Origin of the sequence: Paenibacillus methanolicus, from assembly GCF_008124765.1 — a bacterium.
Classification (GTDB): domain Bacteria; phylum Bacillota; class Bacilli; order Paenibacillales; family Paenibacillaceae; genus Paenibacillus_Z; species Paenibacillus_Z methanolicus.
In genome coordinates, this window is the sequence record NZ_VNHS01000008.1 from 254,448 (window position 1) to 275,789 (window position 21,342).

Consider the following 21,342-nt stretch of genomic DNA (forward strand, 5'->3'; position numbering starts at 1 on the left):
GTTACCCCCATTGTCAAAAAGATTGGTCAGAAAAAAATTCAAGCTTCATCCTAAACTTTCCTGCTATTATAGCATGAATCGCCTCTAAATTCTCCTGAATATTTTCGCTCGCTTCCACCCAGTCGATATCCTGCATATGGCGGAACCACGAAAGCTGCCGTTTGGCAAACCGCCGGGTATCGCGCTTCAGCAGCTCGACGGCCGCTTCCAGCGTCATCTCCCCGTTCAGGTAGGCCACGATCTCCTTGTAGCCCAGACCGTGCATGGCAACGGAATCTTGCGGCACGCCGCGGTCAAGCAGCCCGCGTACTTCCTCCACCAGTCCCTCCGCGATCATCGCGTCCACGCGTTGGTTGATCCGCGCGTACAACAACGCGCGATCCGTCGTCAGGCCGATGATACATAGTTCGTAAGGCGACGTGCGCTTCTGTCCTTCCAGCTTGTCGGACAGCTTGCGTCCGGTGAGGTGGAACACTTCCAGCGCGCGGATGACGCGTCTGACGTCGTTCGGATGCAGACGCCGAGCCGTCTCCGGATCCACCTCCGCGAGTTTATCGTGCAGCGCTTCCGCGCCGTATGTATCGGCATACTGCTGCCGCTCCTGACGGAACGCCTCGTCGGAGCCGCTCTCCGGGAAATCGTAGCCGTACGCGACCGACTCGACGTATAAGCCCGTCCCGCCGACAATGAATGGCAGCTTGCCTCTCGATCCGATATCCCGAATCAATTCGCCGCATCGCGTCTGGAATTCGGCGACCGAAAACGGATGGTCCGGCTCGCAAATGTCGATCAGATGATGCGCGACGCCTTCCATTTCATCCGGTTTGATCTTGGCCGTCCCGATATCCATACCCTTGTACACTTGCATCGAATCACCGGAAATAATCTCGGCATTCCAATGCTTGGCGAGTTCGATGCTCGTCTTCGTTTTGCCTACGGCCGTCGGTCCGATCAACACGAGCAGCTTTGGTTTAAGGTCTTGCGTTCCTTCCATGCTCATGTCGGCTTGATCACTCCATAGGCGATTTTGTTCACGTGCGCGCAGTCGAAACCGAGCCGCTCGAATTCGCCGCTGCCCGCATGCTCCTTCATGACGACGGATTTGCGGGCTACTCTGACCGCCTGCCGGATCGTTTCCTCGTCCAAGGCATCGCGATTGGCCAGCGACCGCAGCGGCGCCAGCGCGGAGGATTCGTGAACGGGTTGGCGGAACATCGGATCGAAATAGACGATGTCCACGCTCTTGTCGGGCAGCTGCTCCAAAAAGGCTCGGTGGTTGCCCGCCCGCATCTCGATTCTGCGCATCGCCGCGTTCACGTCTTCGTGGGCCGTGACGTACGTCTTCAGCCCTTCGCGCACGACCGCGCACAGCACCGGCTCGCTCTCGATGGCGATCACCTTGCCGGCCGATCCCGACGCATACGCGAACACGAGCGCGTCCGAACCGAGTCCGGCCGTGCAATCCACGATCGTATCCCCGTGCTCGCAGCCGCTAATGTCGACGAGCGGGTCCCGCTCGCCTTTGCGCAGCCTTTTTACTCTAACATAAGCCATGCTCGGATGGAAATAAAGCGGTTGATCCGCGTTATCATAATAGCGCAGCCCCTGCGGGTCCACGACGAGCAGGTTTTCGTCTCCGTGTTTTTTTCGAAGCCCGGTCAGCGTTTCTTGCCGTCTGGGCACGAAACAGCCGCCGAGCTCTTCGCTCAGACGCTGCGCAGCCTTCACTAATTCGGGCGATGGCTTCTGAGGTGTCGTAACGATCATGACATCACCCGCTTGAACATTTTTTCCAATTGATAAGTCGTCATATGCACCACGATCGGTCTGCCGTGCGGGCAGGTGTAGGGCTGCTTGCAGGACGCCAGACGGCGTAACAAGCCTTCTCCCTCTTCGCGCGTCAGCCGGTCGTTCGCTTTGATCGACGCCTTGCAAGAGCACATAATGGCGGACTTCTCCCGCAGCTTCCCGATGTCGACGGCGCCTTTCTCGGACAGCAGCCAGTCGGTCATCTCTTCGATGACCTGCTGCTCTTCTCCGCGCGGCAGCCACTCGGGGTGGCTCCGGACGAGGAACGTATTGGCGCCGAACGGCTCGAGCTCCACGCCGGCCTCCAGCAGGAGAGGCATCCGGCTTGCCAGCGCGGTCGCCTCCGTCGAAGTGAACTCCAACGTCATCGGCACGATCAGCTGCTGGCTAGCTTGCTGCGGACGTGCGAATTTCTCCAAATAATACTCGTAGTTAATTCGCTCGTGCGCCGCGTGTTGATCGATCAGGAACAGTCCTTCTTCGTTCTGGGCGATGATATACGTGCCGTGCAGCTGGCCGATCCAATACAATTCGGGAAAATCAACCTTCGGTTCGCCATGCGGCTCTTCGGACGGCATTTCGGCCGAAGCTTTGGATGGGATCAGCGTCGGTGAAGCGGCCTTATCTTCGCCAAGGTCAATTTCAGCCATCGGCTGCGAAACCTCTGACTCCGACAAACCGTTTTCGACCGTGGCATCTCTTGGAGGGCTGGCGTCCTCAAGTGAAGGGCCGGACGGCGCAAAATCGGCGTCCCAGTCTTCCAGCCCCTCCACGGGGCGCTCCACGGAAGTCGGCGAATTCATAGGCGATGCGTGTTTAACCTCGACGTAGGCGTCGGAAGGCGCTGGCGCGGAGGCTCCGCTTGCCGCCGTCTCTCGAACCGCGAAGGAAGTATCGGAAGGCGGCGCATACAATCGCTCGGCGGCACCTTTGGGCACGGCCGGCTTGGCCGACGGATAGGAAGCTCCCATGCCGTCCGCGCGGTCGGAAGCGATACGCGGATTGCCGATTGCAAACCGTTGTTCCGAACGCTCTGCTCCTCCGAACAAGTTCGTGACGAGCGCGCCGGACGGAGCAGTCGGCGCCGTGCTTTGGTCGCCTGCGTTGAACCGCTCCATCCATCCTTCCGGCTTGCGGATGTCCGCTCCGACTGGCTCCGGTTGATGGAACGAGATACGTTCCTGCACGAACTGCGGCTTGGAGCGCTCGGCCGGGGCCGGCCCCGGGATGTGGCGCTGCTTGCCGAGCGCCTTCGCGACGCATTCCTCGACGAACTGACGAAGCTCCGCTTCTTTGCTGAACCGAACTTCCATTTTGGACGGATGGACGTTCACGTCGAGCAGACTCGGGTGCATCCCGAGCTCGAGAACGATCATCGGGAAGCGGTTAATCGGCAGAAGCGTGTGATACGCCTGTAAAATCGCTTGATTGATGATATAGCTCTTGATGTATCGCCCATTCACGACGATCGTAATGCCGTTCCGGTTCGCCCTTGTCTGCTCGGGCTTCGAGATATAGCCGCTCAGCGTGTAGTCGGGATGGTCGCCGGAGACGATCAGCATCGCCTTCGCGGCGGTCGTCCCGTAAACGGCGGCGAACGCCTGAAGCCGGTCGCCGGTGCCGAGCGTGCGAAGCAAAACGTTGCCGTTATGCTTCAGCGTGAACGCGATGCCCGGGTGGGCTAATGCAAGCCGGTTGACGTAATCCGCGATATGGCCGATTTCCGTCTGAATCGATTTCATGTATTTCAGCCTGGCCGGCGTGTTATAGAACAAATCCCGGATGGCGATATCCGTACCCTGCGGCGTGTTCGCGTCCTCGACATTGCGCACGGAGCCGCCCTCGATGAGAAGCCTCTTGCCGAGACCCGATGCATCGACGGCGGAGACGCACTCCACCTTGGCGACGGCCGCGATACTCGGCAGCGCCTCGCCCCGGAATCCGAGACTCGCGATCCGGAACAAATCTTTGCTGGTGGACAGCTTGCTCGTCGCGTGACGGAAGAAGGCTTTCTCGATATCGTCCGCTTCGATGCCGCTGCCGTTGTCCGTGACCCGCACGAGCGTCAGACCGCCCTCTTCGATGACGATATCGATCGTCGTGCTGCCGGCGTCGACCGCATTCTCGACAAGTTCCTTGACGACCGAAGAAGGACGCTCGACGACTTCGCCCGCCGCGATCTGGTTGGCCAGCTGTTCATCCAATACGTTGATTTTCCCCATTCTAGCAGCTCCTCCTCTCGGCGTTTCGCCTGACGTTTACTTGTCGCTATGCAGCTTCAGCTTCATCTCGTTCAGCCACTGCATCGCCTGCATCGGCGTCATGTTGAACAGATCCAGCTTGCGCAGCTGTTCGGCCAGCTGTTCCGCCTTCGGACTCGCTTTGCGCGTTCTTGCCGGCTCGGGAGCAGGCTCGTCGAAAATCGACAGTTGGACGAGCGCCGCCGTCGCGGCGGACGTCTCGTCGGTGACGGCATCGAATTCGGCAGCTGGCATCGCCGCGGCTGGCGCGGCGCTTGGCTGCTCGTAGCTGGCCGCGGATTCCGCGACGGCGCCAATGGTTGACGATGGTCTGAATTCGGTAATAAGTCCGGGGCTATCCATCCTTCTAGTTGGAGCCTCTGCCGCCGCCGCTACAAGCGTCGGCGCGGATTCCATCGACGCATCATGATGTGTCGGCTGCTCCAGCGATTCGAGCAGCGTATAGGCGCGCGAGATGATGCTCTCCGGCAAGCCGGCCAGCTGCGCGCAATAGATGCCGTAGCTGCTGTCCGCGGCGCCGGGCACGAGCTTCCGCAGGAACGTCACGCCGCCCGCGTTCTCCTGGACGGCCATGCAGGCATTCGCGAGACGAGGCAGCGACTCTTCCAAGTGCGCGAGCTCGTGAAAATGGGTCGAAACGAGCGCTTTGCACTTCACCTCGGTATGCACGAATTCGATCACCGCCTGCGCGATGGCCATCCCTTCGGCCGTCGACGTGCCGCGGCCCAGCTCGTCGATAATGACAAGACTCCGCGCGGTCGCTTTCTCCGTCATCGTCTGGATATCCTTCATCTCGACCATGAACGTGCTCTGTCCGCCAATAAGATCGTCCGCCGCGCCGATCCGGGTGAAGATCCGGTCGATCAACGGCACGAGCGCCTTCTTAGCCGGCACGAAGCAGCCGATCTGCGCCATGATGCAGATGAGGGCGACTTGACGCATGTAAGTGCTCTTGCCCGCCATGTTCGGTCCCGTGATGAGCAGCATCGCGAAGGCTTCATCCGTCAGCGCGGTGCCGTTCGCGATGAACGGTACGCCTTCCATGACCGCCTCCACGACGGGATGACGGCCGTCCTCCACGACCAAGTCGTACGCCTCCGTCACGACCGGTCGAACGAACCGCTGCTCGCTGCTGACCGTCGCCATCGATTGGTAGACGTCGATCTCGGCGACCATCTCCGCCAAGCGCTGAAGCCGATGCATATGGCTTGCCATATGGTCCCGAAGCTCGACGAACCGGGCATATTCGAGATCGACCATCTTCTCTTCGGCTTCGAGAATGAGACGTTCCTTCTCCTTCAGCTCCGGCGTAACGTAGCGCTCGGCGTTGGCAAGGGTCTGCTTGCGCTCGTAGCGGCCTTCCGGCAGCATCGAGATGTTCGCCTTGGATACTTCCAAGAAATAGCCGAACACTTTGTTATAGCCGATCTTCAGCGACTTGATGCCGGTCGCCTCGCGCTCGCGCCGCTCCAGGTCGGCCAGCCACTTCTTGCCGCTGACGCTGGCGTCGCGCAGTTGATCGAGGTAATCGTCGTACCCGGCGCGGATAAGTCCGCCCTCCCGTACCGAAACCGGCGGCTCGTCCACGATGACGGTCGCGATCATGTCGGCCAAATCGCCGCAATCGTCCACGTCCTCGACTAATCCGCGCAGCGTCTCGGAACCGGAGCCCTCGCAGATCGCGCGCAGCGCCGGCACATGCTGGAGCGACGTCTTCAGCGCGTTCAAATCGCGACCGTTGGCGCTGCCGAACGCGACACGCCCGACGAGCCGCTCCAAATCGTAAATCTCCGACAGCTCCCGCCGCAAGTCGTCGCGCAAGATAAGGTCGCGGTGCAGCTTGTCCACCGCCTCGAGACGGGCGTCGATGCCGGACTTGGACAAGAGCGGCTTGTCGATCCAGCGTCGGAGAAGCCGCGCCCCCATGGACGTGCGCGTCTTGTCGAGCAGCCAGAGCAGCGTCCCTTTCTTGCTGCGATCCCGAACCGTCTCGGTCAGCTCGAGGTTGCGGCGCGTGAACGGATCCAAAATCATGAACTGGTTCGGTTCGTAAACGCGAATGCGGCGAACGTGGCCAAGCGAGCGTTTCTGCGTCTCCGTCAAATAGCCGGTCAGCAGGTTAATCGCCCTGTATCTCGGTTCGGTTAACGCCTCCAACTGTTCGCGTTCGAACTGCGATTCCAGCGCCGCCCGTTCCATTGTTAGGCGAGGCGTGAAGAGCACCGGACGGCTCCAGCCGGCCGCGACCGGCTGCAGGGCGGCCAACACCTCTTCGTCGCCGATAATTTCCGCCGGATGATATACATTTAGTTCATCTGTCAGAACGTCCAGCATAACCGGCACGCTCGTGACATACAGCTCGCCCGTCGTTAAATCGCAAGCCGCCAGGCCGTAACCGCCGCCGGCGATCGAGACGCCGACGATAAAATTGTTCGCCTTGTCCGCCAACGATTTGGTCTCCATGACCGTGCCCGGGGTGACGGTGCGAATAATCTCGCGGCGCACGACGCCTTTGGCTGCCGACGGATCCTCGACCTGCTCGCAAATCGCGACTTTGTAGCCTTTCTCGATCAGCCGCGCGATGTACCCTTCCGCGGAATGATAGGGGATGCCGCACATCGGAATGCGTTCGTCCCCGCCGCCTTCGCGGCCGGTGAGCGTGATCTCCAGCTCGCGCGACGCAAGGATCGCGTCATCGAAAAACATTTCGTAGAAATCGCCTAAACGGAAAAATAGAAACGCGTCTTTCGCGCCTTCTTTAATGGATAAGTACTGCTGTATCATCGGGGTATAAGCCGCCATGCGCGCCCCTCCTGCATCGATTTCGTTCTCTCGTGTCGGTAAACACCAGAACTCCATTATAGCAGATCGGTCCTATGGTTCACACCCCGCAGGCGTCTGACCGAAGGGTTAGCAATATCCGCCAAAACGCCGGATTGACCGCGTTCCCCTGACGGCAACGCCCATGCCGAGCGGAAATCGAGCGTTTCGTCCCAGATCTCGCTCCGTCGCAGCGAATCTATGAACGGCTCAATGCCAGTCGCCAGTTTCGCGTACGAGGGGACAGCCCGCATACTTGAAATCAACGGCTCCAGACACTCTCGCAGCGTAACTCGATCCCCACGATAATACGCAGCCGCATATCGTTCCTCCGACGCCGGGCAATAGCGGAGTTGATCCGTCTCCAATGCGCATAACAAAGCAAGAGACAGCGCTGCTTCGCATGCGGACGGAGAGACGAGCCAGCTGGGCAGCGTCCGGTACTCGAATCCGCCATGCGGCTGCTGCCGGCAATCGCCCAAGAGACCGAATTTCGGCCTTCTGGCTCGGCCCGACTCCGCTTCGGCCATAGCGAGCGGAATCGCCACGTAACTGTCCAGCTGCCGAAGCAGCCGGTTCGTGAGCGGCACGCCGCTCAAATGGATATGACCGCCTAAGGCAAACCCGGTTACCGGCATCGCGCCCGCTACCCAACGCAAGGTTGTATCCTCAATACGCGTCTGTGCAATCGATAACAGTCCTCTGATACGGGAGACGACTTCCGCCGGCGAAGCAGCCGGCGCCGGCCTCAGTTCCGCTACGGGACGCGCGATTTTACCGCCGATGACCACCGCGTCCGTCCCCGCGCCATGACCGCTGCCCAAATATCGATCCGCGGGAACCACTTTTCCTTTGCCGTTCACGAGCAGAAACTCGGGATCCGCTCCGATTAGAACCGGCGCGCGGCGTCTTGGGCTTGTTGATTCCGCCATTCGGCGCGCGAGATTATCCGCGGCATCCAGCCACTTCGCCTCGTCCCGGTTCTGGCCGCCGCTAGGCGCTTCCCCAGGGAGAAGCACCGACTGCACGGCGCACTTCTTGCTCCCGTCCAGCGACAGTTCCACGATGCCGGCATCCAAGCCTAAAGCGTAAATCGTCCGTATCGCCGTTGAAGACGCCTTGCGGTAAGCCGCCTGCTGCGGATGGAGCGGTTCCGTATCCATCCGCGCATTCGTCAGCAGGCGATTGCCGCTACCGAACGCCGTCGCATGCTTTTTCTCCCCATTACGCCCCTGCAATGTCGAATGATCCCGCACCCAACAGGCATCCAACACTTGATCTTGGAACACGCGCACGCGAATAAAGCGCACGACCCTCCAGTCGCCGCTCGCTGCCTCTGCATGCCGAACGACGCCAGCGCTCAAGCTAACGCCGATGCGATGCAGCCGATCGCGGATATCCTCCCGATTTAAGGCCGCGAACCGCTTCGCGCCGCCGTTCAACACGAGCGGAGCGCTTGCTTGCGCAAAGGCACCCGGAGGTGCCGCATCGCCGATGACAAGCACCACGTCGCTTGCTTCCGGCCCTCCTCCAACTTGGCGTTCCTCCCGGGTTCGCCAGCGATGCCCATCCCACAGCCATCCGATTCCCGACACGACCTCTCCCTCCCTCCGCATGAATGAAACGCCTCGCAAGACGGGCATCCTGATTTTATGAAAAAAAAAGAGGGCTCTCGCCCTCGAAAATCAATTCGCTATCGCATACGATAGCGTATACGAACCGTAAGCTCCAACTTACAGTTCGTCGTCCAGCAGTTCCGGGTCCAAATCCTCGAAATCGCCGTCATCGCCGAAGTCGATATCCTTACCATCGTCGTATGCGCTCGGGAAGACCGCGACGACGACTTTCGTTTCGGCGATCAACTCGACCGCGAATTCGCGCTCCACGCGGATGACGACGCCCGTGCCGCTGCCCGAAATGTTCGCTTCGATGCAGTTCGGCTCTTGCGTGGCTTCAGCCGCTACTTCTTCCGTGGATGCCCGGTGCTTCGGGTCCAGGTACGAGAGCGGCACGTTCTCCACGTAGGAGAGCGTCTCTTTCGCGACGTCGGTTTGCGAGTTTTTGTTGTAAGAATACCAGATGTTAACATCGTAAGTACCGATTACTTCGATCCCGTCCCCGGAACGCACCGCTTCGTACTGGTGGTTGATGATCCAGGCGCCCAAAATGCTCGTGGGATGATGAGGCGGCGTAACGGTGTGAGTTACTGTGGAAAACTTACGACCTTTGCCGCAGACAGCTTTCGTTAATATCTCTCTACGCTGAAGCTGTTTATCTGCAATAGACATTGAGTTAACCTCCTCCATACAATCATTCAATTAAAGTGTATGCAGGACATAGGCGTTTGTTGATAAAACTACGGCTCGCGACGGCGTTTTTTTAGTTTGCCGATCGCGAACCGCGCGCCATCCCCACGAAATCCGACCTCCGCCTTCGTTAGAAACACCTTGATTCGGGCAATTTCGGCCGATAACCGGCTGCCTATTTATAGTAGGAATCTTCTCGCTCACCCTTCCCTACAAATATACGATTGAACCTATTCATGTAGTACTCGGCGCCGTCATTTTTTGCTCGCGATGCGAGAAAGGCTGCGCCGGACAATTCCGGGCGCAGCCTTCTGTTAGTATCCGCGAATTGCGTCGGCCGCACCGACTCGTACCCTACCGCTCCTCGCTCGGTTCACGCGACTCATTCCGCCTTCTGCCCCGTCCTCCGCTTCTTCCACCTCTTGGCGATATGCAAATAACGGTGCAGTTCGTGCGTCAATTCCAAAATCGCGGCCCGGATTTCGAACTCGTCCCGGCTGGCCGGAAGCGCCATCTGCTTGAATCGGGTACCGAGCTCGTTCAGATGCCGCTCCACGACGCCTTCGTAGACGTCCGACTTCACCTCGTCCGCCAGCAGATCGAACAGCTCCGCGGCCAATTCGCCCTGCGGCAGCTTCTCGTAGACGAGCGACACGCGCACCAGCATGTGGGAGATCGACTCCATCTGCAGACGCCGCATCTCGAAATACGTGCGCCAGTACCGAAGCTCGTCCGCGTCTTGGCCCGGCACCCGGTTCTCCAGCGCCAGCTCCGCACGCCTTATCCCTTCCTCGACCGCGTCCCCCGCTTCGATTAATTCGACGCCGTCCCAGACGTGGGCCGGATCGCGCAGTGTCCGGGCCATCTGGCCGAATATGCCGCTGAACAGCGATTCCGTCCGATGCCGAAGCGTCGCGAGATTCCGATCTTCCCGCGGCATATATAGCATGTTCACCACGGTCGCCCAGCCCAAGCCGACGAGCAGAAGCAGCACTTCGTTGACGATGAGCGCGGCCGTCACTTCCGACTTGGCATAGACGTGAAAGACGATGACCGCGCTCGTCGTGATGCCGTCCTTCAACGCAAGCCGCGACATAACGGGGAAGGCAATCAGAATGAAGAGCGAGATGACCCAAATATGAAAGCCGAACGCCGCGAATAGCACCGAGGCGAAAAACAGCCCCAGCGCCGAAGCGACAAAACGGACGAAAGCGCTCTGAAGCCCTCTCTTCCGCGTCACCTCGACGCCAAGTATCGCGAGCAAGCCCGCCGACAACGCAGGGTCGAGCCCGATCGTGCTTGCGGTATAGATCGCCGCCAGCGCGGCCAACGCCGTCTTGATCACCCGTATTCCCATAGTTCCTCCGCTGCCCATGCGCCCGCGTCATGCGGGCTTTTCTACCATCCTACCGCTCGCGTCCGCCTCGCGTCAACCAATGCTCGAGCGCCGCGACCAGACGATACATGACGGTAGCGACGACCGCGATGACGAGTAGGCTAGAGAGCACGATCGTGAAGTTGAACACTTGGAACCCGTAGATGATGAGATAACCAAGGCCCGATTTGCTCGTGAGGAATTCGCCGACGATGACGCCAACCCACGCCAGACCGACGTTCACCTTCAACTGCGAGACGATAACCGCGAACGAATCCGGCAGTACGACGTAGCGGAACACTTGCCATTTGGAGCCGCCGAACAAACGGACGACCTTGATATATCCGGGCGTCACATCGCGGAACCGGTTGTAGATGACGATCGTCGTAATGATGACGGTGACCGACAGCGTCGTCATGACGATCGCCAGCATGCCGGGACCGAAGCCGACGATGAAGAGCGGACCGAGCGCTACCTTCGGCATGCTGTTCAAGACGACGAGATACGGATCGGCCACGCGCGAGATGAACGAGAACCACCATAATAGAGCGGCAATCGCCGTGCCAAGCAGCGTCCCGAGCAGGAAGCCCACGATCGTTTCCAACACCGTAATGCCGGTATGAGGCAGCAGCGAACCGTCCATTAGCGAACGCCACAGCTGATCGAACAGCTTGGTCGGATAGCTGAACAGCAGCACGTCGATCCACTTGTTGCGTCCGGCGAGCTCCCACGCGCCGAAGAATAGCACGAGCAGCAGCGCTTGCGTGATTCGCACGGCCAGGGTCGTCTTGCGCGCGCGGGCGAGATGCGACCGGTGCAGACCGTCTACCCACTCTCTTTCCTGTTCACGCGCCGAAGAACCCGCGGCATGCACGTTCACCTTCGGATCTGATGGCATGTTCATGACCCTTCACCTCCCGCTTGCTCACCGCGCTCGAGCGCCTCCCACAACGCATCGAACACGCGCTGGAACTCCGGCAGCTTGCGTGCCTGCGTAGGCGGCAGCGAGCGAACAGCTTCAGGGATATCGAAGACGGCGTGAATCCGGCCCGGATTCGGGGCGAGCACGATTACACGGTCGCTCATCGCGGCCGCCTCGGCCAAGTCATGCGTGACGAGGACCGCCGTCTTTCCCCTGGCCGCCAACGTCTCGTGCACCAGATCCTCCAGCTGCAGCTTGATATGCATATCCAGCGCCGAGAAAGGCTCGTCGAGCAGCAGCACATCCGGCTCTGTCGCAAGCGTACGGGCAAGCGCAACCCGCTGCCGCATGCCGCCAGACAGTTCATACGGCATTTTGGTCTCCGTCCCTGCGAGTCCCAGCTCGGCAAGCAGCGTACGCACCGATTCAAGAGCAGCGGCGTTCCGACCTCCTCCGATCATCAATCCGATCGCCGCATTCTCCAATATCGTTCGCCACGGGAACAAGTAATCTTGCTGCAGCATATACCCGATTTTGGACGAGGGACGTACGACCCGCTCGCCTCCGGCAAGGACGACTCCCTTCGTCGGAGTAAGCAGTCCGGCGAGGAGACTGAGGACGGTCGTCTTGCCGCAGCCGCTCGGTCCGACGAGACTGACGAACTCGCCCCGTCCGATCGCCATGCTTAAGTTTTCGACGGCCATGCTCGCGCCCTGATCGCCTACGTAGACATGCGTGACATTTTGCAGCTCCAGCAGCGTTTCCATCAGTCGCATCTCCTTTCCGTTCCAAATATAGCCAGCGGTTACTTCATCGCGTTCTCGGCGAACGAATTATCCACCAGGTCTTTGTGCGCCGGCTTCTCTTGCAGCTCGCCGGCTGATGTCATCACATCGACGAGATTGTTCCATTCCGCTTCATCGACGATTGGATCGGTTGCGTAAGAACCTTGACTCTTATAACGTTCAATGACCGAAATGGCGATCTCGCGGTCCGTGTCTTTGAAGAACGGAAGCACGGCGTCGGCGATCTCTTCCGGGCTATGCGCGTCCACCCACTGCTGGGCTTTGTACACGGCGCTCGCGAACTTTTGCACGGTATCCTTGTTTTTCTTGATGAAGCTGCTCTTCGTCATAAAGACGGTATATGGCAGCTTCCCGCTCTCCACGCCGAATGACGCCACGACATGGCCTTTGCCTTCTTTCTCGAAAATAGACGCTTGCGGTTCGAACAGCTGCACGAACTTGCCCGTACCGGATGCGAACGCTGCAGGAATATTCGCAAAATCCACGTTTTGGATCAACGTCAGATCCTTCTGCGGATCAATCCCCTTCTTCTTCAGCGTGAATTCGCCCGCCATCTGCGGCATGCCGCCTTTGCGCTGACCGAGAAAGTCCTGCCCTTTCAGGCTGTTCCAATCAAAGCTGCCGGACCCGGCTTCACGGGCCACGAGGAACGTGCCGTCCGTCTGCGTCAATTGGGCAAAATTGATGACCGGGTCATCCGAGCCCTGCTGGTGCACGTAGATGGACGTCTCCGAGCCGACGAGCGCCACGTCGATGTTGCCGGCCAGCAGCGCGGTCATCGTTTTGTCCCCGCCCGCGGTCGTCGTCAATTCCACTTCCAGGCCTTCTTCTTTGAAAAAGTTCTTCGCGAGCGCGACGTACTCCGGCGCGTAAAATAGCGAGCGCGTCACTTCGCCGATCGTCACTTTGACCGTGGATTCGTTGCTTCCGCCGCCGCAGCCGGCGAGCAGCCCCGACATAAGGGCAAGCGCCAGCAGCAGCGCGCCCATTCTCTTCTTGCTCATATGCATAACCTCTGCTTTCCGCTAGATAGATGTACTGTAGCCTATGCGCAGCGGTGGTCGGCGGTTACTGTAATGACGGAGGAACACGGGACTAAAGTCCGAATTTCAACAAAAAAGGAACGCCTCCCGTAATGGAAGCGTTCCTTGATTAACTTCTTATGTTACCTATCCTCGGCGAAAAGCAAGCGAAGCATTAATACCGCCAAAGCCGTAAGAATTGGACACCGCCGCCGCGGCGCGCGCATCGCGGCCGGCTCTGGCGATCAAGTCTACCGGCGAGAGCGGATCCGGTTCCTCGAGATTCGATGTCGGGGGCAGCCAGCCCGTCTGCAGCGAAAGGCACGTAATCGCCGCCTCGATTGCCCCGGAGGCGCCGAGCGGGTGTCCATACAACCCTTTCGTCCCGCTGACGGCAACCGGACGGTCGCCGAAGACGGTCCGAATTACCTTCGATTCGGTGACGTCGTTCAGCGGGGTCGACGAACCGTGGGCGTTGATATAGCCGACTTCGTCCTCGCCCATATCCGCGTCGCGCAGCGCCTGACGGAGCGCCCGAGCAGCCTGGGAGCCGCACGGCAGCGGCGCGCTCATATGGTGAGCGTCATTGCTGATGCCGAAGCCGGCGAGCTCGGCGATAATCGTGGCACCGCGCGCCCGCGCATGGGATTCCTCTTCGATGAGGAGGACGGCCGAGCCCTCGCCCATGACGAATCCGTCGCGATTCTTATCGAATGGACGGCTTGCCTGCTCGGGCGCTTCGTTGCGGGTCGACATCGCCCGCAGCATATCGAAGGCGCCGAAGGCCAACGGCGCGAGGGGCGCTTCGGAGCCGCCGGCCAGAATGAAATCCGCTTCGCCGCGCCGGATGGCCGCGAGCGCCCGGCCGATGGCCACCGCGCCCGATGCGCAGGACATCGCGTTCGTCTCGTTCAAGCCGTTGAAGCCGAACGCCATGGCCATATTGCACGAAGCCGCTCCGCCGAACACCGAGAAGCCGAGCGTCGGCGATACGGAACGATAGCCGCCGGTCAAGAATTGTCCGCATTGCTCCTCCGCGTAGGCGATGCCGCCGAGCGCGCTTCCCATGAGGATGCCGGCCCGCTCGGCATCCGCCTCCTCCGGCTTAATGCCGGCATGCGCCAACGCCATGCTTCCCGCGGCTACGGCCAGCTGCGAATATCGGTCCATCCGATGCGCGCGTTTCTTGTCCATATATTGCAAGGGATCAAACCGCTCGACTTGCGCGGCGATCCGGCTTCGTAACCCGCCCGATTCGAACCGGTCGATCCGCTTCACCGCGCTCTGGCCCCGCTTCAAGCCCGCCCACAGTTCGTCCGCCCCGATCCCGATCGGCGTCACGCAGCCGATACCGGTCACGACCGCTCTCCGATTAGCCATTGACCGCCGCCTCCAATCGCGATTCGGCCGCCAGCTTCAATCCGGCGAGCGTCTGATCGGCGATATGATGGACGAAGACGTGTCCAATGAACCCGCCCGCCATTCGGCGGCCGATCGGCGGCTGCTTCCATTCGTGAACGATCGTCACGCGCGTATCGTCCGGTCCAACCTGCGCCAGCCGCCACTCGACCTCCATCCCTTTCGTAACGCCGCGAATATGCCGGTATCGAATGCGAGCCTCTTCCCGGTCGATCTCCATCGTGCTGATCCACCAGACCGGCCAGTTCATACGCTCGAACTCGCGGTAGGCGGCCATCTCCACGACGCCGCTTGTCTCCAGATCGCCTTCCAGCACGCGTACCTTGCGATAGTGCGCGAGCCGTTCCGGCCACAGGTCGATTCGTCTTGCGATCTCGAACACGGTCTCGATCGGACCGTTAATTCCCACCTCGTTCAGCGTCCGCATGGGCTAGCCGCTCCTTTCATTCTCCAACCTCGTGTTCTAACCCGATATCCCCAATTGAAGCCGCGATGCGATCGCGCATCCGGCGGTTCCACCTCAGCCCGCCGAGCGCCCCGCGGAATAATAGCGGATGGCGGGTTCCGTATTCGATCATCCGCTGCAGCCGGCCGCTTGCGGCGAATTCGTCGCGCAGCCGCAAGCTGTACTGCTGCAGCGGCCAGTCAAGACCGGACCGCAGGGCAGCGAGCGCATGCGGCGCCGCCAGCTCGGCCGAACGGAGCGCTTTGTAGATCCCTTGTCCGGTCAATGGGTCGTAATAGCCCGCCGCATCGCCGATGAGCATGACGCCCGCCGCGGCGGCCGCATTCGGGCGGTCGAACGGCCCGCAAGCTAACACCTCGTCAACCGGCTTAACATGAAGAAGCCGGTTCGACAGGTAAGGCAGCCGGCTCGCCGTTTCCTTGACGAACGCTTCGGTTCTGCCGGCCGCATGCTTCGCGTGCTCGCCCATGACGCCAATGGTCATATTCGCGAGCCCGCCGCCGACCGGCACCAATCCGACGACGATTTCTTTCTGCAAATGCAGCTCGATCCGATCGCCTATTTCATCGAACGCTTCCGTATGGAACGTGAACGATGCTTTTCTTAGACGTCCCGCACGGGATAATCCCGCAGCTCGGGCGATGCGCGAACGCAAGCCGTCTGCGCCGATGACCAGCGGCGCGCGCAGCTCGCGCGGCCGGCCCGATGCGAGCCGGTATGTCACGCCGGCGACTCTTCCCGCCTCGCGGATCAGTCCGTCCACGCGCGCGTCCTCCATCAGCTCCGCGCCCGCGCGCACGGCCTCCGAGGCAAGCCACTGATCCAGCTGCTCCCGGGGACAAGACATGCCAAGGCGTGCCCCCGGGAAATCCGCCTCCAGCAGCGAACGCCCGTAGTGCAGCCGCCAGCCCCGAATGCGTACGCTATCGCCGTGGAAAAACGCCGCGGGCGGCAAGCCCAATCGCGCAAGCGCCTGCACCGCGCCCGGATTGACCGACTCTCCGCATGGCTTGCGCCTCGGATGCCGCTGCGCTTCGAGCAACGCGACGCGCAGCCCTTGCGCGGCGAGCATGATCGCCGCCGCGCTTCCGGCAGGTCCGGCGCCGACGATCGCGACATCGGCGCTATCCATGACCGATCAGCGCCAAGCGGAATGGAAAATGCCTTTTGACGGTTCCATTGACGTTCGCGCGCGCAATCAATTCAGCCGCTTCCCCGGCCGTGAACGACCTCCTGACCGATAACGGGCCGTCATGCCGGGTAACCGGGCTGCGCCAGACGAACTTGGCCAGCAGCTTGGCGGCCGCGTAAGCGGCGGGGTGACGCTCCAAATCCGTCACCACCCAGCCGAACCGGCACACCCTCGACAGCTCTTGCAGCACGAGCACCGCTTCCTCTTCTTCGAAATGATGGAGCGCCAGATTACAGAAGCCGACATCGAATGCGCCATCCGGGTAGGGGAGCTCGCGCCCGTCGGCTTGTTCGATTCTGATCGCTTCCGCGTGAGCGGTCCGTTCGGCAGCCAGCTTCAGTATGCGCGGATGGATGTCGACGCCGGTGATCGCGATCGGTATCGCATGCCGGCGGGACCAAGCCGCGAGCGCCAGCGACACGTCGGCCAGACCGGTTGCCACGTCCAGCACGCGGACGGCCCGATCCCGAGGCGCCTTCCGCAACAGCTCCCGCATATGGCGGAACAACGCCGGATTGCCGCCCAAATAACGATTCACATGCCATACTTCCTTCAAGCTTCTAGCCAGCTCCTCGTCGCCGACGGCCGTAACGTCGTCGAGCAGCTCCTTGTCCGTCAACCGTTCCAGTTCGCTTCCCCACCCTCGCCTTTTGTACTCCTTCGTAGTGTTCGAGATATTTGCATGATTTATCCAGCCTGATTGGAAAAAAATCTCAAACAAAAAAGACGGCTTCGGAACCCATGTCCCAAAACCGTCTTGTTTTCTTAAAGCAACCCCAAAGCGCGTTACTCTACAGTTTGTAAATATCCTTATACTTTCGCTCCAAATAGCGCACGAGATAATCCGGATCAAGCGGCTTGCCGGTGATCGCCGTGATCAACTCCGACGGCGTGCGCAGCTTGCCGTATTGGTATACCTTGTCGGTCAACCAGTCTTTGATCGGGTGCAGCTCGCCTTTCTCGACGAGCTCCCATACGTTCGGCAATTCCTTCTCGAGCGTCTCCGTCATCTGTGCCGCGTACATATTGCCGAGCGAGTAAGACGGGAAGTAACCGAACGCGCCGCCGGACCAATGCACGTCTTGAAGCACGCCTTCGCCGTCGTTCTCCGGCGTAATGCCGAGATACTCCTTGTACTTCGCGTTCCACAGCGCCGGCAGCTCGGCGGCCGTTACGCCTTCGTTGAAGATCTGCTTCTCGATTTCGTACCGGATAATAATGTGCAGGTTATACGTTAATTCGTCGGCTTCAATCCGAATCAGGGATGGCTGCACGACGTTCGTCGCCCGGTAGAACTCCTCGACCGGCACGTCGAGCTGGCCCGGGAATAACTTCTGTAAATCGCCGAAATAACGGTTCCAGAACGGACGACTCCGTCCGATGACATTCTCCCAGAAACGGGACTGCGATTCGTGAATGCCCATGGACGTGCCGGTGCTGAGCGTCGTGCCGTCCAGCTCCTTGCTGATGTTCTGCTCGTACAGCGCATGGCCGCATTCATGGATCGTGCCGAACAGCGCGCTCGTTACGTCGTCGTCGAGATAGCGGGTCGTAATCCGCACGTCGCCCGTGCTCAGTCCCGTCGCGAACGGATGCACGCTTTCGTCGAGGCGGCCGGCTTGGAAATCGAAGCCGATCTGATCGAGAATGAACGTACTGAACTTCTTCTGAGCTTCCTTAGCGTATGTTTGCTTCAATAGGCTCGTATCCGGCTGGTGCGGGGAAGCGGCGATGGCGCTGGCAAGCGGCACCAGCTTCTCGCGCAAGCCGCCGAACACCCGGTCGAGCTCTTCGGTCGTAATCCCCGGCTCATACATATCGAGCAGCGTATCGTATCGGGTCGCTTTCGCCCCCCACAGATCGATAAACTTGTTTGTATATGTAATAATTTTGTCCAAATAAGGTTGGAAGGACGCATAGTCGCCGGACGCCTTCGCTTCTTCCCAGAACGACTCCGCTTCGGAGGTCAGAATGACGTATTCTTCATGCAGCTTCGGCGGAATTTTGACGCTGCGGTCGAAGTCCTTGCGCGTCTCGGTCACGAGCTTGCGGTTGATTTCGTTCAGCGATGCCAGCGTTTCCGGCTTCTCCAGCTCGGTCAGCCACTCGCCGAGGTCGGCTCCGGTTTGAAGGGCGAACACTTGCGACGACAGCACGCCGATGGCTTTGGAACGGGATTCGACGCCCTTGCGCGGCGCTCCTGTCCGCATATCCCAGTACAGAACGCCAAGCGCTTCCTCGTAGCTTTTGATCTGTCTGATGCGCTCAAGGAACTTCTCTAAGGTTTTTTCCACAATTGCGCTCATGAGCATGCCGCCTTTCGGTATGTAATGAATTCTAACGCGTTACTACTTGATACTACAATTTGCAAATCGTATAATCAACTTTAATTGGTTCGGCTCTTGCTAAATATAGAGATGGAGAGGAGCATACCTATGCATTTTACGTTTACGCCGACAGCGATCGACCGTCTTGCGCCTGAAGTCGTAGGGACAGGCATACAGCTCCGGCTGCTATACGACACGGAAGGCTGCGGCTGCGTCATGAACGGCGTGCCGACGCTTCAGCTGATCGATACGCCCTTCTTCGGGGACGCGCAAGGCACCGGCGACCCGTATCCGGTATGGTACGAGCCCAATTACGAGGTGTTCTTCGAACCTCGGCTGAAGATTGATTACAATCCGTCTCGCAACGCCTTCGTCCTGAAGAGCGACAACCAGACGTACACGACCAATCTCCGGCTGCTGAAATCGTAGTCGCGGCGAATCCGATCAACGAATCAAACGAATACGCGGGAGGGGCAAGATGAGCAGACTGGAACAGATTTTGGCGCATAACGGCGCCTTCGTGGACAACCAGAATTATGAGGAATACCGTACGACCAAATTTCCGGACAAAAAGCTGGCCGTCGTTACCTGCATGGACGCGCGATTGACCGAACTGCTGCCCAAGGCGCTTAACCTGCGCAACGGCGACGCGAAGATCATTAAGAACGCGGGCGCGATCGTGACGCAGCCTTTCGGCAACATTATGCGTAGTATTCTCGTGGCCGTGTACGAGCTCGGCGCGGAAGAAGTACTGATCATCGGCCATTACGAGTGCGGCATGACGGGCTTGAATCCGGAGTCGGTCCTCGGCAAAGTGAAGGACGTCGGCATTCATGACGACGTCATCGATACGCTGGTGCATTCCGGTATCAACCTGAAACGTTGGCTGACCGGCTTCGACAACGTGAAGGAAAGCGTCGAGAACAGCGTCAGCATCGTCCGCAACCACCCGCTGCTGCCTCCGAACACGCCGGTTCACGGTCTCATCATCCATCCCGAGACGGGCAAATTGGATTTGATCGTCAACGGCTACGACAAGCACTAATTCTTATACGACTCGAATGTACGAAAAAGAGCTTTCTCCCCCTGCCGGTCGTGGCAAGCGGGAGAAAGCTCCTTTTCGTATTCGAACTTCTTATCTTCCGTCTTTCGCCTTCAATGCGGCTTCCCGCGCGGCTAGAACGTCGCTGCGATCGCGCAGGCGATGACGCTCGGTCAACGATTCGTCGCCGGTGCTCGGCGCTCCCCAGATCAAACCGTCCTCGCGCGTCATTCGAAGGCATTCCCCGGACAGCCACTCATCGACGATCGGCAATTGGACGTCGAGGAAGGCGGCGCCAGCCGAGGCGGCGGCGCGTCGCTCGTTCAGAAGCGCGATCGAGCGCTCGCCGTCCAGCCCTAGCTCCTTCAGCGTTTCGGCCTTTAACCGATTCGAGGCCTGCATGAACATCTTGACCGCGCCCGAGAGATTGCCTCTACGGTGATGATAACAGCCGACCGCTAGCTGAATCAGCCCGACCCATGTATCAGCGAACGGATCGCCCGGATGCTCCTTCCAGTGCTCCTCCAGCAGCTCATGGCACTCGAAATAATCGCGCGTTGCATGGAATTCCACCAGATAACGGACATACGCCCGCGGATACCTCGTCTCCTTATCGCTCTCGATCATCTCCATCCTCCCTGTCGCCTCGTTTATATGAAAGAGAAAACTCGTTTTGGAATGAAAGTTGAAACCTTTGATTATATTAGACGTAATTGTATGGAAAGGCAATACAATCAAAAAAGGGTCTACTCAGGAGGAGAACGACAGATGAAGAAAAGTATGCTGCTTATTATGGCTTTCACGCTCATCTTCGCCGTATTTGCGGGATCGGCAAGCGCGAAACCGAGAGGCGGGTCATTCAAATCGCCGAAGCAAAGCTACACGCAGACGCCAAAGAAAACCGATAATGTTCAACAAAGCACATCCGGCACGAAAAACACCGCTTCGACGGCCGCCACGACCAAGCGCGGATTTTCGAGCGGCGGCAGCTTCATGAAAGGATTGATGATCGGCGGGCTCGCGGGCATGCTGTTCGGCAGCATGTTTATGAATATGGGCTTCATGGGCGATTTCTTGGGTCTTCTCGTCAACTTGTTCGCCATCTACCTGCTGTTCGTCGCGATTCGCGGCATCGTCCGTTACTTCCGAAACCGCCGCAAGCCGCATCATCCGAATGATCAATACCGGGGTTACTAAAACATGCGGATTTCGATGGACGAAATCATCAACGCGGTCTGCTTGAACACCGCCGACCGCAAAGGCGTTCCCCCAAGCGAGGTCGAAGTACAGCTCGCATGGGATGAGAACCTAGGATTCACCGCCGAAGTATGGGTGCAAGGCAGAAGCCAGTATTTGGTGGAAGCCAACCTGCTGGAGGCGATCGAACAGTATATGTTCAGAGAGTACAACAGGCGCGTGTTCCGTTCGCAAATCACGCTCGATGTCGAGGACGAGATTTGGGCGGACATTGCCGATCACTAAGTTGTATAAGCAAGCCGGAGCCCAAAGGGTTCCGGCTTTTTTATGCTTCGTGCGCTTGCCATTTATCGGAATCTGTCGAATTCGCGCAACATC

Annotated in this window: 20 protein-coding genes; 4 read left to right on the forward strand and 16 right to left on the reverse strand. The window is 59.4% G+C overall.

The genetic code is table 11. The features are described 5' to 3' along the window. Positions 1 to 13: 13 nt before the first annotated feature. The 15 genes from miaA to BCM02_RS21545 all read right to left on the reverse strand — a co-directional run bounded on the left by miaA (position 14) and on the right by BCM02_RS21545 (position 18,704). Complete coding sequence (gene miaA, locus BCM02_RS21475; protein WP_246183495.1) at positions 14 to 1,000, reverse strand: tRNA (adenosine(37)-N6)-dimethylallyltransferase MiaA; 987 nt, start codon at positions 998 to 1,000, stop codon at positions 14 to 16. Further along, on the reverse strand, positions 997 to 1,767 hold the full coding sequence (locus BCM02_RS21480) for a class I SAM-dependent methyltransferase (RefSeq protein WP_148931186.1): 771 nt from the start codon (positions 1,765 to 1,767) through the stop codon (positions 997 to 999). The genes miaA and BCM02_RS21480 overlap by 4 nt, the downstream gene beginning before the upstream one ends. Further along, positions 1,764 to 4,031 (reverse strand): DNA mismatch repair endonuclease MutL, encoded by a 2,268-nt coding sequence (gene mutL / locus BCM02_RS21485; protein WP_148931187.1) that lies wholly within the window; start codon positions 4,029 to 4,031, stop codon positions 1,764 to 1,766. Before mutL ends, BCM02_RS21480 begins: the two co-directional genes overlap by 4 nt. A gap of 36 nt (positions 4,032 to 4,067) precedes the next feature. Then, positions 4,068 to 6,872 carry a DNA mismatch repair protein MutS gene (gene mutS, locus BCM02_RS21490; protein WP_148931188.1) on the reverse strand — a complete coding sequence of 935 codons (2,805 nt, stop codon included), beginning with the start codon at positions 6,870 to 6,872 and terminating at the stop codon, positions 4,068 to 4,070. Positions 6,873 to 6,928: 56 nt separating this feature from the next. Next, positions 6,929 to 8,485, reverse strand: a complete 1,557-nt coding sequence (locus BCM02_RS21495) for a putative amidoligase domain-containing protein (protein ID WP_187434344.1) — start codon at positions 8,483 to 8,485, stop codon at positions 6,929 to 6,931. Between the two features lie 138 nt (positions 8,486 to 8,623). Further along, positions 8,624 to 9,178: an outer spore coat protein CotE gene (locus tag BCM02_RS21500; RefSeq protein WP_148931190.1), complete on the reverse strand. Its 555-nt coding sequence runs from the start codon at positions 9,176 to 9,178 to the stop codon at positions 8,624 to 8,626. Positions 9,179 to 9,578: 400 nt separating this feature from the next. After that, the gene (locus BCM02_RS21505) at positions 9,579 to 10,553 is read right to left on the reverse strand and encodes an aromatic acid exporter family protein (RefSeq protein ID WP_148931191.1); all 975 of its coding nucleotides are present in this window, start codon (positions 10,551 to 10,553) and stop codon (positions 9,579 to 9,581) included. Positions 10,554 to 10,602: 49 nt separating this feature from the next. After that, positions 10,603 to 11,475, reverse strand: coding sequence for an ABC transporter permease (locus BCM02_RS21510; protein ID WP_148931192.1), 873 nt, complete (start codon positions 11,473 to 11,475; stop codon positions 10,603 to 10,605). After that, positions 11,472 to 12,260 (reverse strand): ABC transporter ATP-binding protein, encoded by a 789-nt coding sequence (locus BCM02_RS21515; RefSeq protein ID WP_148931193.1) that lies wholly within the window; start codon positions 12,258 to 12,260, stop codon positions 11,472 to 11,474. Before BCM02_RS21515 ends, BCM02_RS21510 begins: the two co-directional genes overlap by 4 nt. A 38-nt stretch (positions 12,261 to 12,298) precedes the next feature. After that, entirely contained in the window at positions 12,299 to 13,303 is a 1,005-nt protein-coding gene (locus tag BCM02_RS21520; RefSeq protein ID WP_148931194.1) for an ABC transporter substrate-binding protein, read from the reverse strand. Between the two features lie 165 nt (positions 13,304 to 13,468). Beyond that, positions 13,469 to 14,701: a beta-ketoacyl-[acyl-carrier-protein] synthase family protein gene (locus BCM02_RS21525; RefSeq protein ID WP_148931195.1), complete on the reverse strand. Its 1,233-nt coding sequence runs from the start codon at positions 14,699 to 14,701 to the stop codon at positions 13,469 to 13,471. Beyond that, positions 14,694 to 15,167, reverse strand: coding sequence for a type II toxin-antitoxin system RatA family toxin (locus BCM02_RS21530; protein ID WP_148931196.1), 474 nt, complete (start codon positions 15,165 to 15,167; stop codon positions 14,694 to 14,696). The genes BCM02_RS21525 and BCM02_RS21530 overlap by 8 nt, the downstream gene beginning before the upstream one ends. A gap of 16 nt (positions 15,168 to 15,183) precedes the next feature. Then, positions 15,184 to 16,338, reverse strand: a complete 1,155-nt coding sequence (locus BCM02_RS21535; protein WP_148931197.1) for an NAD(P)/FAD-dependent oxidoreductase — start codon at positions 16,336 to 16,338, stop codon at positions 15,184 to 15,186. After that, positions 16,331 to 17,017, reverse strand: coding sequence for a methyltransferase domain-containing protein (locus BCM02_RS21540; protein WP_148931198.1), 687 nt, complete (start codon positions 17,015 to 17,017; stop codon positions 16,331 to 16,333). The genes BCM02_RS21535 and BCM02_RS21540 overlap by 8 nt, the downstream gene beginning before the upstream one ends. 172 nt (positions 17,018 to 17,189) lie before the next feature. Continuing rightward, on the reverse strand, positions 17,190 to 18,704 hold the full coding sequence (locus tag BCM02_RS21545) for a carboxypeptidase M32 (protein ID WP_148931199.1): 1,515 nt from the start codon (positions 18,702 to 18,704) through the stop codon (positions 17,190 to 17,192). Positions 18,705 to 18,833: 129 nt separating this feature from the next. On the opposite strand from BCM02_RS21545, the gene BCM02_RS21550 reads away from it, so the two are divergent. Beyond that, positions 18,834 to 19,154, forward strand: coding sequence for an iron-sulfur cluster biosynthesis family protein (locus BCM02_RS21550; RefSeq protein WP_148931200.1), 321 nt, complete (start codon positions 18,834 to 18,836; stop codon positions 19,152 to 19,154). A gap of 49 nt (positions 19,155 to 19,203) precedes the next feature. Next, positions 19,204 to 19,770: a beta-class carbonic anhydrase gene (locus tag BCM02_RS21555; RefSeq protein WP_148931201.1), complete on the forward strand. Its 567-nt coding sequence runs from the start codon at positions 19,204 to 19,206 to the stop codon at positions 19,768 to 19,770. Between the two features lie 90 nt (positions 19,771 to 19,860). Here BCM02_RS21555 and BCM02_RS21560 read toward each other — a convergent pair whose 3' ends face one another. Further along, positions 19,861 to 20,394, reverse strand: coding sequence for a DUF309 domain-containing protein (locus tag BCM02_RS21560; protein ID WP_148931202.1), 534 nt, complete (start codon positions 20,392 to 20,394; stop codon positions 19,861 to 19,863). A 141-nt stretch (positions 20,395 to 20,535) separates the two neighbouring features. On the opposite strand from BCM02_RS21560, the gene BCM02_RS21565 reads away from it, so the two are divergent. Beyond that, positions 20,536 to 20,964 (forward strand): hypothetical protein, encoded by a 429-nt coding sequence (locus BCM02_RS21565; protein ID WP_148931203.1) that lies wholly within the window; start codon positions 20,536 to 20,538, stop codon positions 20,962 to 20,964. A gap of 3 nt (positions 20,965 to 20,967) precedes the next feature. Continuing rightward, a complete protein-coding gene (locus BCM02_RS21570; protein ID WP_148931204.1) occupies positions 20,968 to 21,249 on the forward strand; it encodes a YxcD family protein in 282 nt (93 codons plus the stop codon). The last annotated feature ends 93 nt before the right edge of the window (positions 21,250 to 21,342 follow it).